The following is a 17,193-nucleotide window of genomic DNA, read 5'->3' on the forward strand; positions in this document are numbered from 1 at the left end:
TTTAGGAATGTGAGATTTATTTAATAATGAAGGTGAGAATTTGCTTTTCAATTATTTATTTTATATTTTTTTTATCGTCATTACTGGACTAAAATTACTATATTTCGGCTATGATTTGGAAATTAAATATACCAGTTTGCCGTTTTTATCCGTGACGATAGGAAGTATCCTTATTTTCTCCTTTTGGCTCGTATTTTTACGAACAAAGGCATGGAAACTATGCATGCTTATATTAAGCTTTACTATTAGTATGCTATTGCTGAGCGATGCATTGTATTTTCGCTATTTTCATGATTTTATTACATTCTCCGTTTTGAGGCAGGCTTTTCAAGTTGATTCTCTTACTGGAAGTATTTTTAGTCTTTTAAAATGGATGGATCTATTATTTTTTGTAGACCAACCGATTATGTTGCTAAACGTTTTCATGCGAATGCCTAAAAAAATTGCGGTGGAAAAGCGGATAATTGCAGCTAGCTTGACATTGCTTCTCGGTATATGCCTAACAGTGCCCCCGATTCATCGGTATATTGAAAAAGCCGGAACAAATTTATTTCTCAATAATTGGTGGAACGAGTCTATCTATAATGTCGTTGGGTTACTCGGGTTTCACAGCTATGATCTGTATAAAGGTGTAAAAAATTCCTGGTTACATAAACAAATAACAGATCAAGAGCTGGAAGAAGTAAAAGCATGGTTTGCCAAAGGAGAAAATAGAAAAGAGGCACTTGTCCCATTTGGTGTAGCAAAAGGGAAAAATTTGATGGTCGTTCAGCTAGAAGCATTCGAGTCATTTTTTATTAATAAACAAATAAATGGCCAGGCTATTACACCGAACCTCAATTCCCTCATCAAAGAGGGGATATATGTAGAAAATTTTTATTGGCAAACAGCACAAGGAAGAACGAGTGATGCGGAATTTTTAGCAAATGCTTCTTTATTTCCAATCGCGAATGGCTCTGTCTATCAACTTTATTATCAAAATGCATTTGATTCATTACCAAAAATATTAAAGGCAAAAGGTTATCATACTTTTGCACTACATGCGTATGAAAAAAGTTTTTGGAACCGCAATTTGATGTATCACCACTATCCATTTGATAGGTTTTATAGTATGGAGGACTTTAATGAAAATGAAACGGTTGGATGGGCTTTAAGTGACAAAGAATTATTTTTACAAGGGATTGATAAAATCAAGGGAACACAGCCATTCTATAGCTTCATTGTTGGGTTATCAAGTCATCATCCATATACAATTCAAAATTCATATAAAACATTAAAGCTAGAAGCAGGAATAGAAATCGAAAACAATTATTTGCAGGCAATCCACTATGTCGATACGGCAATTGGGGAACTAATTAACAAACTAAAGGTGGAAAAATTATGGGATAACACTGTACTTGTACTTTATGGTGATCATGATGCGGGGATAAAATTTAGCGATGAGTTTTACGAAAGGCTAGGTATAGAATCTTTATTAAAATCAGAGCTACATAAAAAAGTCCCGCTATATATTCATGTACCAAATATAAATCCTTTAGTTATCGAAGGTGTTGCAGGACAAATCGATATCACACCAACAATACTTCACCTACTAGGGATGGGGGATAATGGCTATTATGTTATGGGAGATAATATATTCACAATGAAAGATAAATGGGTAGTCCTCCGAAATGGATCTGCAATTAGCAATGATTATTATTACGAAGCTGCTGGAACAGGGGTTTTTGCAGATGGAGTTTGTTATCGAAGGAAGACGAAGGAACTAACGAAAGTGACTGATTGCCAGGAAGGGTTTAAAGAAAGCATGCAGGCACTCCAAGTTTCCGATTTGATTATAGAACATAACTTAATTGAAAAAATGACAAAATAAGGATTAGAGTTTAAGGAATACAATGGGATGATTGAGCAGTTTTATTGAAATATGGGGGGAACATAAGAACCAATTGGCAAAGGACAATTACTTTTGCTTCAGTTGGTTTTTAATTTAATTAATGACAATTAACTAAACTATCATTTTTTCATCCATAAACAATTACTATTATGTTAAACAAATTTTTTCACAAAAAAAATAAATTAAATATTTATTCATAAATTCTATTGCACCTATTCTATCATTATGTTAGAATAACAATAATTTAATAAATGGTACCTTTAATTCAGTCCAGAGAGGCTGGCAAGGGCTACGGGATTTTATGAGCAATGGTTTGCTGTGTGCGCGATTCTTTGTTCATAATGAAAGAGGCTAATTGTCAGGATTCTGGTGATTAGTCTCTTTTTTTGTCTTGAAGCCGGGTATCAATACAATCTTGGAGGGATACCTATGAAAAAAACAGATTCAGAATTTTCTTGGCAAGCAGTGCCAACAGGTAGTAGACAAAGCTTTTGGAAAACACTCGCAGTTATGCTAGGGCTAACCTTTTTCTCTGCTAGTATGCTAGCTGGTGGTCAACTTGGTGTTGCCTTATCATTTCGTGAGTTTATTATGATCGTATTATTAGGGAACTTAGCACTTGGCGTTTATACCGGCGCACTTTCTTATATCGCTTCGAAGACAGGATTATCCACGCATTTATTAGCAAAATATTCTTTTGGTGAAAAAGGATCGTACTTACCATCCTTTTTACTTGGCTTTACGCAAGTTGGTTGGTTTGGAGTTGGGGTTGCAATGTTTGCCATTCCGGTTGCTAATATGCTAGATTGGAATGTTTATGCACTAATTTTCATCTTCGGAATCGCAATGACGATAACTTCAATCTTTGGAATGAAAGCTCTCGTAATTTTAAGCTATGTCGCCATACCATTAATTACAATTTTAGGAGGCTATTCTGTAACAGAAGCAACAAATTCTATCGGTGGGCTCCAAGGATTGTTTGCATATGAGCCTGAACAAACGATGACAACAGCGGCAGCACTTGCCATCTGTATCGGCTCGTTTATAAGTGCAGGAACGTTGACGCCAGACTTTACCCGTTTTTCTGCAAAGCCTCGCGCAGCAGTTATCGCAACAGTTATTGCATTCTTCATCGGGAACTCCTTAATGTTTGTTTTCGGAGCAGTAGGTGCGATGTCTTACGGATTATCCGATATTTCTGATGTATTATTTTTACAAGGATTAATGATTCCAGCAATTATCGTGTTAGGATTAAATATATGGACAACAAATGATAATGCACTATATGCTTCTGGATTAGGATTTGCCAATATTACCAACATCCCGAAAAAAGTGTTTGTTATTATAAACGGTCTAATTGGTACGGTGTTTGCTATGTGGATGTATAACAATTTTACAAGCTTCTTAAACGTTTTAGGGTTAGCAATCCCATCGATCGGTGCGATTATTTTAGCAGACTACTTTATTGTTAAACGTAGAAACTATGAAAAATATGAAACCATGGTGTTCCAACAAGTTAACTGGATTGCACTTGTTGCATGGGCAATTGGTGTTGCGGTTGCACAGCTAGCTCCTGGCATTACACCATTAAACGCATTAATCGGTACTGGAATTGTCTACACTGTATTAATGAAGCTCGTTCCTAATATTGGAGCTGTAAAAGTAGCAGTAAAACAAAAATAAGTAAGGGTGATCCTAAATGATAATACAAAATGCAAAATTACGTGGAAAAGATGGGCTATGGAATATTAAAGTAACAGATGGTGTGTTTGCTTCGATTACCCAAAATCCTATGGAAGCTGAACTTCATGAGCAAGTAATAAATGTGGACGGCTCACTTGTGTTACCTCCATACATTGAACCACATATCCATCTTGATACAACATTGACTGCTGGAGAGCCAGAATGGAACATTAGTGGTACTTTGTTTGAAGGCATTCAGCGTTGGGCACAGCGTAAAGAGTCGTTAACACATGAGGACGTTAAAGCACGTGCGAAAAAAGTACTGAAATGGCAAATAGCTCAAGGCGTCGGCTTTGTCCGTACACATGTTGATGTAACAGATCCAAAGCTAACAGCGTTAAAGGCATTGCTTGAATTGAAAAAAGAGATGGCAGATTATATTGATATTCAAATTGTTGCATTTCCTCAGGAAGGGATTCTTTCCTATCCAAATGGTGCCGAACTGCTAGAGGAAGCGTTAAAGCTAGGTGCGGATGCTGTTGGTGCGATTCCACATTACGAGTTCACTCGTGAGTATGGGGTCGAATCGTTAAAAATTGCATTTGACTTAGCGGAAAAATATAATAAGCTGGTCGATGTTCATTGTGATGAGATTGATGATGAACAGTCTAGGTTCGTTGAAGTAGTTGCGAAAGAGGCATATGAACGTGGCTGGGGAGAGAAGACGACGGCAAGTCATACAACGGCAATGGGCTCCTACAATGATGCCTATGCCTACAAATTATTCCGTTTGTTGAAGCTATCTGGAATAAACTTTGTTTCCAATCCGCTTGTAAATATCCATCTCCAAGGTCGTTTTGATACGTATCCGAAGCGTCGTGGACTAACACGAGTGAAGGAATTATTAGAAGCAGGATTAAATGTATGCTTTGGCTCTGATGATATTTTTGATCCTTGGTATCCATTAGGTACCGGCAATATGATGCAAGTGCTTCATATGGGAATTCATGTGTCACAATTAATGGGCTATGATCAAATCGTAAATTCGATTGATTTGGTTACTGCTAACAGTGCAAAAACTCTTCATATGGAAGACAAATATGGTATTGAACATGGAAAGCCAGCAAACTTTATCGTACTATATGGAGAAAATGAATATGAAGTAATTCGTAAACAAGCAGCCGTACGCTATTCCTTCCGTAACGGGAAACTATTAGCGGAAACGAAACCAAGTCGGTCAGCAATAACATTAGCAGATGCAACGGAAGTCGTGAATTTTACAAAATAAATGCGAAGGGGCAGTTCCAATTGGACTGCCCCATTTATTATTTCTTGCTTGTATTTTGTTTGGTCCGTTTCATCAAACGGAATTTGGGATGGATTTTATGTTTGCTTTCCGTTAGATGGCAACTGTCAAAAGGAAATTGGCAAGAAATAATGGTAGCTTTCCGTTAGAAGGCAACTGTCAAAAGGAAATTGGGAAGAAATAATGGTAGCTTTCCGTTAGAAAGGCACTGTCAAAAGGAAATTGGGAAGAAATAATGGTAACTTTCCGTTAGAAAGGCACTGTCAAAAGGAATTTAGCAAGAAATAATGGTAGCTTTCCGTTAGAAGGCAAATGTCAAAAGGATTTTGTCATGAATTTTTGTTAACTTTCCGTTAGAAAGGCACTGTCAAAAGGAAATTGGCAAGAAATAATGGTAGCTTTCCGTTAGAAGGCCACTGTCAAAAGGAAATTGGCAAGAAATAATGGTAGCTTTCCGTTAGAAAGGCACTGTCAAAAGGAATTTAGCAAGAAATAACGTTTGCTTTCCGTTAGAAGGCAACTGTCAAAAGGAATTTAGCAAGAAATAATGGTAGCTTTCCGTTAGAAGGCCTCTGTCAAAAGGAATTTAGCAAGAAATAATGGTAACTTTCCGTTAGAAGGCAACTGTCAAAAGGAAATTGGCAAGAAATAATGGTAGCTTTCCGTTAGAAGGCAACTGTCAAAAGGAATTTAGCAAGAAATAATGGTAACTTTCCGTTAGAAGGCAACTGTCAAAAGGAAATTGGCAAGAAATAATCGTAACTTTCCGTTAGAAAGGCACTGTCAAAAGGAATTTAGCAAGAAATAATGGTAGCTTTCCGTTAGAAGGCCACTGTCAAAAGGAAATTGGCAAGAAATAATGGTAGCTTTCCGTTAGATGGCCACTGTCAAAAAGAAATTGGCAAGAAATAATGGTAGCTTTCCGTTAGAAGGCCACTGTCAAAAGGAAATTGGCAAGAAATAATGGTAACTTTCCGTTAGAAGGCAACTGTCAAAAAGAAATTGGCAAGAAATTGTGGTAGCTTTCCGTTAGATAACAACTGCCAAACGGAAATTGGCAAGATTTTATAGTTACTTTCCCGTTAATACCCTCTATCAAGGAGATTTCATCCTGATTCTAGCCCACTTTCCGTTTGCTACCAGCCATCAAGGGTATTTCATCCTGAATTTTAGCACTTTCCGTTTGCTACCCTCCTTCAATCGGATTTCAGCTAAATCTTCAGCGCCAAATCCCTTTGGTCCCTTCCATCAACCGGATTTCCCCGTGTTACCAAGCTCACTTTCCTGATAACCCCTTCTCCTTTTTCAATTTCCATAAAACAAAGCAAATGGCAGTTAGCCATAACATTCCAAGAATACTATAGATATAAAGGTTAACGATGGATGGGAGATTTATTGCTAATAAAAGTGTACGGAGATTTGTCATAATGATGATACCACCGACAAGTGTTCCTAATAGATTAGTAGGCATTACTTTAACTAACCAAGCTGCAATTGGTGCTGCTATAATTCCACCAATCATTAACCCTAAAACCCATGGAAGATGGATTGTTGACCAACCTAATGTAAGAAGGAAGCCTACTGTCGATGAAATGGCAATGGCAAATTCACTTGTGTCAACAGAACTAATTACTTTTCTTGGTTCCATCTGATTATCTGTTAATAGAATGGGTGTAGTTATTGGACCCCATCCTCCACCTCCTGTAGCATCGAAAAATCCTGCGATAAAGCCGAGAGGGATAAATCTTTTTTTCGTCCATTTCTTTTTCGATAAACTTTTGTTCCATTTAAAGAGAAATCGGTAAATAACAAATATCCCTAAAATTAATAAGAAAATCGAAATGAACGGTTTGATTACTTCCCCAGGTATTGCGCTTAAGAAGCATGCACCTAAAAATGCGCCAATGGATCCTGGGATAATTAAGCGATAGACGATTTTTTTATCTACGTTTCCAAAGCGAATATGTGATATCCCTGATGCAGCAGTTGTAATAACCTCGGCCATATGAATGGATGCGGAAGCAACCGCAGGGGAGATTCCAAACATAAGCAATAACGATGTGGAAGTAACCCCGTATGCCATTCCTAATGAACCGTCAATTAATTGTGCTACAAGCCCGATAATCGCTAATATAATAAGTTTGTTAATTACTATCACTCCTTTTTAAATCTGCTAGAAAGATTCAGAATCATTGGCAATTTTACGTATTGCCAATGATTAAATTTTTCCTTTTGTTTTTCCAGTCATCGTTTCATTTTAGAAACTACGTGTACCTACAGTTCGATTAGCTTAGACTGTTGTAATTCCTCGTCATATTAAACAGAGACGTGACAAGCGAATATCCGACAAATGGAGGGGTAAGAAATTTACTAGATTCCATCAACCGAACTTTGACGATATCTGGAGTGTATGGCGGAGAGGCTTGTAGCATTAAGGCCACTATTCCGGATGCAATACCAGTAGCCATCGATGTTCCTGATAATGTTAAATAATGTGGTCCGACTCTACTTTCAGGATGCTGATTCGCTAGTAAGGAATTTGGTGATAGCAATGATGTAATGTCTGTTCCTGGTACGGCAATATCAGGCTTAATGAATCCATCGACAGTCGGTTTTGTGCTCGTATAGTCTGCGGGGACATCATCCTGTAAACCAATGGTGTTCCGGTCATTGGCAGCGCCGACCGTCAAGATAATCGGATCATATCCCGGAGTATCGATTGTTCCGCTCGGTCCAGAATTTCCAGCTGCTGCAACAACAACAATCCCTGCACGCCATGCCCGCTCACAAGCAAGGGCAAGGGGATCCTGCGTATAAGAAGTCGTCGGGGTGGCTCCAAGTGAAAGATTAATAATTCGAATACCTAATCGTAATCGATTTTCAATTGACCAGTTAATACCGGCGATTACATTGGATAATAAACCATTTCCTTGATTATCTAAAACCTTCACCCCTACAATATTTGCTTCAGGTGCAACACCACTATAATATTGGCTGGAGGCTGCACCATTTCCAGCGATAGCTCCTGCTACATGTGTGCCATGACCATTATCATCATATGGAACGGTTTGTCCATTAACAAAATCCCGAAAGCCTACAATTCGGTTAGTAGGGTAGATTAAATCATAATGTGGATATATACCTGTATCAATTACAGAAACTGTAATTCCTTTTCCAGTGAGACCAAGATTTTGGTTTGCCTGCTTAGCGCCAATAGTAGTTGTTGCCACATTTAGATTTGCTCTTACTTGATAATCTGGATGTATATGTTTCACATCAGGATGCTCCAGTAATTGGCGTATCGTGCCAGCACAAAACCTACCAGTAAATTGCTTTACCTCTCGTAAATGATGTGTCGGCTGATCGGAATCCTGTACTGTGCATAACTGTGAAATATGATCTGCTCCGCACGAATCGTGTAAAACAATTACTACCGGTAATTGAACATTATGATCATTATTTTTAAGAAAGCTAGAAATAATAGGATCGGTTAAACTTTTCATAAAAAAATTCCTCCTTTCCACTCGTACATCATATTCTATGAATCTAGCAACTAAATGGTATAGATACTTGACTGCTGACAATCATGGATTTTCAAGTTAAACAAAGTGGGGGAATTTGAAAAAAGTATAAAAAGTTTCGGGGATATATGGTAGTAGCTAGCAAGGATTATCAATCCCATTGCTAGCCACTGAACTTTTAAAAAGAATAAGATTCTCCTGAAAAAATAATTGGCCCTGTAATGACAGCATTTGCAAGTAAGCCTTCTACTGTCGCTGTAATCGCATAACCATGGTTTCCAGCTGGCACATCGATATCTACTGCATTAAATGAAATCACTTGGTACTGATTTGCAGTTAATAGTACTTGCTGTCGAATCGTTGTGATTACTTCGGAATTGTCACGTAAAATTTGGAAGACTAAAGTGGGATTTACCAAGGTGGACTGAATACCAACGGTTGCGTTAAGAAAAATACGATTGGAACCGCTTGGTGCGATGAGGCCAAATGCAGCAAGTCTAACAGGAATGTCACTAACATTAATTCGATAAGGTGAATTGCCATTAGATGGCACACTGGAGCCTACAGATATTAAAGAAGCCATTTTTTCACCTCCTTCCAATAAATATGAGGGAAGTCTTCTATTAATTAATATTTCACCTCTAGGTAAAAAAATAGTAAGAGTGCTTAAAGCTGTTTCAAACCATACGAATTGAATAAATAAGTGAGAAGCTTTTCGACAGACTGATCGACGGATAGCTTACTCGTATCAATTGTAAGCTCTGGATTACTCGGTTGTTCATATGGTTGATCAAAGCCTGTAAACTTTTGGATTTCTCCATTTCTCACCTTTTTATACAGCCCTTTTGGATCGCGATTTTCACATTCCTCCAATGTGCACTTTACGTATACTTCTACAAATTCATCCGGATCAAATATTGCTCTAGCATTTTGGCGATCCTCTTTAAAGGGAGAAATTAATGCAGCAATCACTACTATTCCGGCATCGACGAATAGCTTTCCGATTTCAGCTGTTACTCTTATATTTTCTTTTCGATCCTCAACAGAAAACGATAAATTTTTATTAATCCCTTGCCGTAAATTATCGCCATCTAAAATATAAACACTGATTCCTCTTTTATATAATTCGTTTTGCAGTTTATTTGCAATCGTAGACTTTCCAGATCCTGATAGACCTGTAAACCATAACATCACACTTTTATGCCGGTGTAATATTTGTCTGTCCGCTTTTGAAATGGACGACGGCTGGGAAATAATATTACGCTCCCTATTGTTCTCCATATATATCATCCTCTCTTTTTGCTATGGGAAGGCTCTATCATTTGAATGAGAAAATTAACCAGTAGAAGAATGGATATTGTGATGCACAAGTAATCTACTTACGGTCAAATTACTATACTATATGCCGGATATTCCACTTTGCATATTGTAATTGCCTTGTATTGCAGTATTTACTAGTGCTTATTTTCAGTAGCATGTATCGAAAATAAAAGATACGCCTAAAACATTTAGCAGATACGAGCATAATGTAAATATGAGAATGATAATAAACGTTGGGAGCTTTGTATATGAAAATAATGACCATTCTTGGAACTAGACCAGAAATTATAAGGCTTAGCATCATTATAAAAAAATTAGATGAATTGGCTGAAAAACACATTCTGGTTCATACTGGACAGAATTTCACTGACAGCTTAAGTGAAATGTTTTTCAAAGAAATGAAAATCAGAAAACCGGATGTAGTTCTTCTTAATGAGCAGCATAGTTTAGGGGAACAGTTATCAGTCATTTATAAAGGACTAGAGGAACTTCTTCTGAAGGAAAAACCCGATAAGGTTCTAGTACTCGGAGACACAAACAGTGGGCTAAGTGCTGTTTTAGTAGAACGAATGGGCATTCCTGTTGTTCATATGGAGGCTGGTAACAGGTGCTTTGATTTAGAGGTTCCGGAAGAAAAGAACCGGAAAGTTATTGATGCAATTTCTAGCATGAATCTCCCCTATACACCACAAAGCAAGGAAAATCTCCTAAGAGAGGGTATCGCAAGTACTCGAATTATCGTTTCCGGAAATCCAATTTATGAAGTATTGCAGCATTACAATGAAGAAATAGAAGGTAGCCAAATTTTAGAAAAATTGAGCCTAAATAAAAGAGACTACTTTTTATTGACGGCGCACCGCGCAGAAAATGTTGATAATGAAGGAAGATTAAAGGAAATTTTGACCGCTATAAATAATATTGCGGAGATGTATCAAAAACGCATTATTTGCAGTATTCATCCTCGGACGAGATCGCGTATCGATAAATCATCTTCCATTCACATGCATCCAAACGTTGAATTCTATGAACCATTTGGATTTTTTGATTTTGTAAAGCTAGAGCAAAATGCATTAGCGGTCTTAACCGATAGCGGAACCGTTCAAGAGGAATGTTGTTTATTTCATGTGCCTACTGTTACGATTCGCAAGACTACGGAGCGCCCGGAAACAGTAGAATGCGGGAGCAATGTAGTATCAGGCATTGATGCGAAAAATATTGCAAATTGTTTAAACGCTATGCTTAACATGCCACATACTTGGGAGATACCAGAGGGCTATCAATATAAAAATGTTTCAGATCGAGTCATTAAAGTCTTATTCGGAGGAATGAAGAATGTTTAAAAATAAAACGATACTAGTAACAGGTGGAACAGGTTCTTGGGGATATGAATTAGTGAAACAATTGCTAGATTATCATCCAAAAGAAATTAGAATCTTTTCGCGTAATGAATCTAATCAATTTACAATGAAACAGGAATTTGATAATAATCCACTTTTGCATTTTATAATTGGTGATATTCGAGAAAAGGAGGAATTAATCGATGCCTGTGAAGGAGTAGATTATGTTTTCCATTTAGCAGCATTAAAGCATGTTCCCGTTTGTGAGAATCAACCGCTCGAAGCGTTAAAAACGAATGTTAACGGAACGCAAAATGTAATTGATGCTGCAATTGCCTGCAATGTAAGTACAGTTGTCTATATTTCAACAGATAAGGCATCGAACCCATCCAATTTTTATGGTTTGTCAAAGGCGATGGGTGAGCGTCTAATCATTCATGCGAACACATTAAATTCGAAAACAAAATTTGTATGTATTCGCGGTGGTAATGTCCTTGGTACTAATGGAAGTGTCATTCACGTATTTAAAAGACAAATCCAGGAAAAGGGGAAAATCGGCATTACCGATTTGAATATGACGCGATTCTTTTTAACGTTAGAAGAAGCAATTAAACTCGTATTTAAAGCAACGCGTGAAAGTATCGGCGGGGAAATTTTTGTTATGAAAATGCCTGCCTGTAAAATTATCGATTTAGCGCAGGTACTCATTGAAGATTCAGGTAAGACGGATGTAGAGATGGAAATTCTCGGAGTTCGTCCAGGGGAAAAAATACATGAGCTACTACTTTCCGAATATGAAAGCAAAAATACGATTGCCTACGATAAAGAGTACTTTGTTATTTTGCCGCCAATTCATATTGAAGGCTTAAAGGAAAAATACGCAAACTATAAACTTGCCAATCTCCTTAACTATAATTCTAGCAAGGAATTAATGAGTAAAGAAGAAATACGAGTGATGTTAAAGAAGGGTAGGTTTATTTAATGAAACTATTAATTTTAGGCGGCAAAGGGATGGCGGGACATATGCTAGTCTCCTATTTTAAAAGGAAGCCTGAGTATATCGTCTACTATACATCGAGGAACCGACAAGAAAAAGATCGAGAAGCAATTTATTTAGATGCGACTGATCAACAGATTGTCGAGGATACAGTCGATGAACTTAAGCCTGATATTATTATCAATTGTATCGGAATTTTGAATGATAAAGCAGAGAATAATCCTCCATTAGCCTTTCAAATGAATAGTGTTTTACCCCATCAGCTAGCAAAATTGGCAGAAAGAAATGAAGGGAAATTAATTCACATCAGCACCGATTGTGTTTTTTCCGGAAGTAAAGGAAGTTACACAGAAAGCGATCCTCCAGATGGCACTTCTGTTTACGCGAAAACGAAACGAATGGGGGAGGTAGTCGATCATAAGCATTTAACGATCCGAACATCAATCATTGGTCCGGAACTAAAAGAAGATGGTATTGGATTATTTTTATGGTTTATGAAGCAGAAGGGTCAAATTAAAGGTTACCAAAAAGCACTTTGGAACGGGGTTACGACACTGGAATTAGCAAAAGCAGTCGATAGCATGATTAAAGAAAAGGTGACAGGTCTATATCATTTAGGGATGGAGAAAAAAATTTCAAAGCTGGACCTCCTACTGCTAATAAAAAGAATTTTTCAAAAGGAAGAGATTGAAATAATTCCTGATGATCAAATAGTTGTTGATCGAACGATTAAAAATACACGAACAGATTTTGTTTACCGGCTGCCTAATTACGAAAGGATGGTTATGGAATTAAAGGATTGGATGGATCATGATGAGTGGTCGTCCTAAGCTCGTCATTACAGGAGCAGCAGGATTTACTGGAAGGCATGCTTGTCAATACTTCGAAAAAAATGGCTACGAGGTCATTGGCATCACAAGAAACAAGGCCAATGACCTCAAAGCTTCGAAGCAAATCCAGTGTGATTTAGTGAATAAAGAGGAGGTCGATGACGTTATCCGAACGGTATGTCCGGATTATGTTTTGCATTTAGCTGCGCAAAACCATGTAGGAAACTCTTGGGTCCAGCCTGTCCAAACAGTGGAAACGAATGCTTTATCAACATTATACTTAGTCGATGCAATCCGTCAGGTAAATCCAGCTTGTAAAATGATTATCACAGGATCCGTCTTACAGTTTGAACCACAAAATTTTGAAACATTACCCCACCCTTATAGCTTCAGTAAAACACTTCAAATCATGATCGCTAAAGCATGGCTAGCACTTTATCAACTGAATATTATTATCGCAAAACCAGCAAATTTGATTGGTCCAGGAGAATCAAATGGGGTATGTGCTATTTTTGCAAAACAACTCGTGGAAATCGAAAAAAGTGAAGAAGAAGGGATTCTTGAAGTGACTAATGTACATGTCAGAAGGGATTTCTTGGACGTACGTGATGCAGTGAGAGGATATGGTGTGCTATTGGAACGCGGGAAGTGTGGTGAAGAATATGAAATTGTCTCAGGAACTAGTAGATCATTAGGAGACATCATTCACTATTTGAAGCGACACACAAAAGCGAAATTTAATGTATTAACTAAAAGTAATACAGCAGGAGATATTTTTACTGGCAATCCTGACAAATTATCCGCACTTGGCTGGAGACCGCAAATAGCTCTTGATGAATCACTGGCGGACATACTGGATTATTATCGTAAAATCGAAAAGCCAGTATAAAAACAATTACGAATGGAGTCGATAGGATTGGATAAAGAGAAGCTATTGCAGGAACTGATCCGGTTTCGTGTACCAAACTACCATAAGGATTTTCCTATTATTCTCTTTTGGAGTCAAAAAAGCGGCTGTACGACATTATTGAAATGGTTCTTTTTTCAAATCGGATTGCTTGATGAGGCTACTAACTATAATCCATGGATTCATTATTATGAAGAGGAAGTTTATAAAAGCAGACCTGGTTACCGAAAGGAATTGATCGATCGTTTACTATCGGGGCAAAAGGACACCTATAAACTAGTACGCAATCCTTATAAAAGAGCTGTTAGCCAGTTTTTAATTCTTTCCTCGACGAAAGGAATTCCCTATTGGGAAAAAGAATGGGAGAAAATTAGAGAATTTTTCTATGGCAATAAAGCTAGCAATAGGGGTATTTCCTTTAAGCAATATTTGATTTATGTACGCGATTACCCTGGAGTAGTAGATGATCATTTTATGCCGCAATATATGGAAGGAGAAGAGCAATTTGTCCGAGATTATATTTATTTGGAACAATTCACCTCCCAAATAAGAGAATTGGAAAGGAAATATGGATTAAAACAATCGAGCGTCGCCCAATTGACTAAATCCTCGCATCATCTATCAAAGTCGATGAAATTGCAGGGGGATTTTGCAAACATGGAAGTGACCTATGAAACGTTTAAGCAATATCCACAATTACCTACCTATGGAAGCTTTTATAATCCGGAAACGATTGCTTTAGTTAATAGTATATATAAGCGAGATTTTGAGATGTATAACTATCAGATGAATCGTATTTGAATGGAAAGGAGTGATCCGGTTGAATACACGGCAGCCGCTTGTCAGTGTAATTATTCCCTTTTATAACTGTCAGTATGTGAATCAAGCAATCGAAAGCGTACGACGACAAACCTATAAAAATATAGAAATTATTGTAGTGAATGATGGTTCGACAATGTATACGGAGCTAGTAAAACCATATCTTTCCCAAATAATCTATTTGGAACAAGAGAACAAAGGAGTTGCAGCGGCATTAAACAAAGGCTTAAAACATGCAAAGGGAGACTATATTGCCTGGCTAAGCTCGGATGATTTATTTGATGAAAAAAAGGTAGAAACCCAGTTGGAGCTCATGCTTAATAATCTGGCCGAAATTAGTTTTACAAATTTTAATATTATTGATGAACATAATAAAATTATTAATTTTAATGTAGGGAAGCATTTTACGAGTTCACTGGAATTTGTAGAATCATTGAAAAATTATTGTCCAATCAATGGATGCACGATTATGATGTCAAAAAAATTAGTCCAACGTGTCGGACTCTTTGATGAAACATTAAAATACACTCAGGATTATGATTATTGGATCAGAGCAGCTTTGCAAGCAACGATTCACTATTATCATATTACATTAACTAATTATCGTGTCCACAAAAAGATGGGATCAGTAGTTCATCGGTTAGAACAAATGGAGGAATTTAAAATGATTAAAGAAAAATATCGGCAAGATTTGGAGCGATTAATTACAAAGACAAGGATGAAAAACGATGTTTAATATTCCTTTTACCTTTAAAGGAAATGAGTTTCTCAGCTTTAGCATAAATCGTATGGAAGTAGCCGATAGCTTTAGTTACCGCATTAGTATATTACCAGATTCACAGTACAATGCAGCGGCATTTCCATTTATAATCGCCCCTGATTCCACTGAAAAGGGTGCGGCAAGTGTCGGTGTAGTAGTGAATGGTCATGAAATAAAAATAATCGAGTATGGGGATAATCACTATCATACTGTCATACTAGCCCATGTTGATACTTCGACATGGGTAGATTTAGTATTAGTCTATCTTGAGAAAAAACCATTTTTATATATAAATGGAAGATTAATTGCCCAAGGAAATAAAAGCAACTATACACATATATATCCTTCCCGAATGATAGGCGGTAATGAGAAAGGGGAGTGTTTCAAAGGGAAAATTCGCGCTATTCAGCTATGGAAAGAAAGTTTTAGCCATGAAAAAATAGTCCAGATGAAAGAATATCATTCGAATACATTTCCGCATTCGCTTATTTGGAGCCGTGATTTCTTATCAGGGGTAGTTTATAAAAACGGCAGTCCATTCAATCCAAAAGTAACGGTAATCATGCCAACCTATAATAAATACCAGGATATTTTAATGACGCTACACTCATTGGAATGTCAGACCTTTAATAAACGGGAGTTCGAAATTATCATTTGTGATGATGGTTCCCAAGACAATACATTCCAAATACCGCGAGATTCTGCCTTTTCCTACTCGATAACGTATATCCGATCCAATCATAATATCGGTCGGCCAAATATGAGAAATTTAGGACTGCAAGCAGCTAGCGGGGAAATAATCGTTTTTCTCGATGCGGAAATAATCGTAAAGCCAGACTTTATTGACATTCATTATCAGGCACATAAGAAAAAGGACCGCTTAGTAGTATCCGGAAGTTTGGTGCTTCATGGAGTTTATACAAGATTTTATCCGGAATACAATGAGATGCAGAAGAAGCAGCTTACACAAATTGTCCAAAACAATCCTTATCAGCGTTTTAATGTGCAGGAAATGATAAAAAATAACAAGCGGCGGACACTATTAACGAAGGAAAATGTTTATGATCAATCGTATATTCATTACTCCTTTGAAAAGCCATTTGTTCCCATTTACAGAGATACGATATTTAAAACATTTGGTAATGAGCTAATAGGCTTTCAATTTCCATGGATTTTATTTTGCACTGGTAATGTGTCAGCGAAGGCTGAAGGGTTTAGAGAAGTAGGACTATTTGAAGAATACCCTGGATACGGTTGGGATGATCATGAAATGGGGTATCGATTGTACAAGAAGGGGTATTCCTTTATTAACCATACTAGTTTGATAGGCTATCATCAGGAGCATCCAGTTGCAGCTTCGAACCAAATGGATGCAATGCGAAATTTTGTAAGAATGTTTAGAAAATATAAAGAAGTGGAAATGAGAGTCTTTGCACTTCACTTTTTAGGAATTGGCTTACCACAAATAAATTCGATACTGGAGGCATTTCAATATTTGCAAGAAAACGATCCAACCGATTATTTATCCATTAAAGGTTTATTTCAGGATATGCTCCAATCGATAGCAAGAAGGCTATGGAACGGGGAAAAAATAACGAATCTTACCGAAGGCTCTAAATTTCATCCGGAGCTTGCCAAATCGGAAGCTAACCGCTTGATGAATAATGAGAGAATCAAGCCATTCCTTTTAATATTTCACTATTTACTAACAATATAGAAACGTAGTAAGGGAGGAGAGCACCTCCTTTTTTTATGAACGGAAAAAATGGGCTAGGATATAAGTGAATTTTTTGGAAAATTTCTATACCAATAATAAGAATTG

Annotated in this window: 14 protein-coding genes; 10 read left to right on the forward strand and 4 right to left on the reverse strand. The window is 37.1% G+C overall.

Annotation, left to right across the window (positions count from 1 at the left end):
- Positions 1 to 40: 40 nt before the first annotated feature.
- From OEV98_RS13455 to codA, 3 genes are all read left to right on the forward strand, one after another.
- Entirely contained in the window at positions 41 to 1,870 is a 1,830-nt protein-coding gene (locus tag OEV98_RS13455; RefSeq protein WP_263073840.1) for an LTA synthase family protein, read from the forward strand.
- Positions 1,871 to 2,320: 450 nt separating this feature from the next.
- Complete coding sequence (gene codB, locus OEV98_RS13460; protein ID WP_263073841.1) at positions 2,321 to 3,574, forward strand: cytosine permease; 1,254 nt, start codon at positions 2,321 to 2,323, stop codon at positions 3,572 to 3,574.
- A gap of 16 nt (positions 3,575 to 3,590) precedes the next feature.
- Positions 3,591 to 4,862, forward strand: coding sequence for a cytosine deaminase (gene codA / locus OEV98_RS13465; RefSeq protein WP_263073842.1), 1,272 nt, complete (start codon positions 3,591 to 3,593; stop codon positions 4,860 to 4,862).
- Positions 4,863 to 6,156: 1,294 nt separating this feature from the next.
- On the opposite strand, the gene OEV98_RS13470 is transcribed toward codA, so the two are convergent.
- The 4 genes from OEV98_RS13470 to cysC form a co-directional block, all read right to left on the reverse strand.
- Complete coding sequence (locus OEV98_RS13470; protein ID WP_263073977.1) at positions 6,157 to 7,029, reverse strand: sulfite exporter TauE/SafE family protein; 873 nt, start codon at positions 7,027 to 7,029, stop codon at positions 6,157 to 6,159.
- A gap of 136 nt (positions 7,030 to 7,165) precedes the next feature.
- Entirely contained in the window at positions 7,166 to 8,383 is a 1,218-nt protein-coding gene (locus tag OEV98_RS13475; protein ID WP_263073843.1) for a S8 family peptidase, read from the reverse strand.
- 196 nt (positions 8,384 to 8,579) lie between these two features.
- Positions 8,580 to 8,984, reverse strand: a complete 405-nt coding sequence (locus OEV98_RS13480; RefSeq protein ID WP_263073844.1) for a hypothetical protein — start codon at positions 8,982 to 8,984, stop codon at positions 8,580 to 8,582.
- An 83-nt stretch (positions 8,985 to 9,067) separates the two neighbouring features.
- On the reverse strand, positions 9,068 to 9,682 hold the full coding sequence (gene cysC, locus OEV98_RS13485) for an adenylyl-sulfate kinase (RefSeq protein WP_263073846.1): 615 nt from the start codon (positions 9,680 to 9,682) through the stop codon (positions 9,068 to 9,070).
- 287 nt (positions 9,683 to 9,969) lie between these two features.
- Here cysC and wecB point away from each other — a divergent pair, with 287 nt between their 5' ends.
- From wecB to OEV98_RS13520, 7 genes are read left to right on the forward strand one after another with little or no spacing between them, the layout of a single operon-like run.
- Positions 9,970 to 11,061 carry a non-hydrolyzing UDP-N-acetylglucosamine 2-epimerase gene (wecB, locus tag OEV98_RS13490; protein WP_263073848.1) on the forward strand — a complete coding sequence of 364 codons (1,092 nt, stop codon included), beginning with the start codon at positions 9,970 to 9,972 and terminating at the stop codon, positions 11,059 to 11,061.
- Entirely contained in the window at positions 11,054 to 12,040 is a 987-nt protein-coding gene (locus OEV98_RS13495; RefSeq protein WP_263073849.1) for a polysaccharide biosynthesis protein, read from the forward strand. The genes wecB and OEV98_RS13495 overlap by 8 nt, the downstream gene beginning before the upstream one ends.
- The gene (locus tag OEV98_RS13500; protein ID WP_263073850.1) at positions 12,040 to 12,885 is read left to right on the forward strand and encodes a dTDP-4-dehydrorhamnose reductase family protein; all 846 of its coding nucleotides are present in this window, start codon (positions 12,040 to 12,042) and stop codon (positions 12,883 to 12,885) included. Before OEV98_RS13495 ends, OEV98_RS13500 begins: the two co-directional genes overlap by 1 nt.
- On the forward strand, positions 12,869 to 13,774 hold the full coding sequence (locus OEV98_RS13505; protein ID WP_263073852.1) for an NAD-dependent epimerase/dehydratase family protein: 906 nt from the start codon (positions 12,869 to 12,871) through the stop codon (positions 13,772 to 13,774). The genes OEV98_RS13500 and OEV98_RS13505 overlap by 17 nt, the downstream gene beginning before the upstream one ends.
- 27 nt (positions 13,775 to 13,801) lie before the next feature.
- Positions 13,802 to 14,593 (forward strand): sulfotransferase family 2 domain-containing protein, encoded by a 792-nt coding sequence (locus OEV98_RS13510; RefSeq protein WP_407676513.1) that lies wholly within the window; start codon positions 13,802 to 13,804, stop codon positions 14,591 to 14,593.
- A gap of 10 nt (positions 14,594 to 14,603) precedes the next feature.
- A complete protein-coding gene (locus OEV98_RS13515) occupies positions 14,604 to 15,347 on the forward strand; it encodes a glycosyltransferase (RefSeq protein ID WP_407676514.1) in 744 nt (247 codons plus the stop codon).
- A complete protein-coding gene (locus tag OEV98_RS13520; RefSeq protein WP_263073855.1) occupies positions 15,340 to 17,088 on the forward strand; it encodes a glycosyltransferase family 2 protein in 1,749 nt (582 codons plus the stop codon). The genes OEV98_RS13515 and OEV98_RS13520 overlap by 8 nt, the downstream gene beginning before the upstream one ends.
- Positions 17,089 to 17,193 lie beyond the last annotated feature (105 nt).

Origin of the sequence: Perspicuibacillus lycopersici (genome assembly GCF_025660475.1) — a bacterium.
GTDB classification, from domain to species: Bacteria; Bacillota; Bacilli; order Bacillales; family Caldibacillaceae; genus Perspicuibacillus; species Perspicuibacillus lycopersici.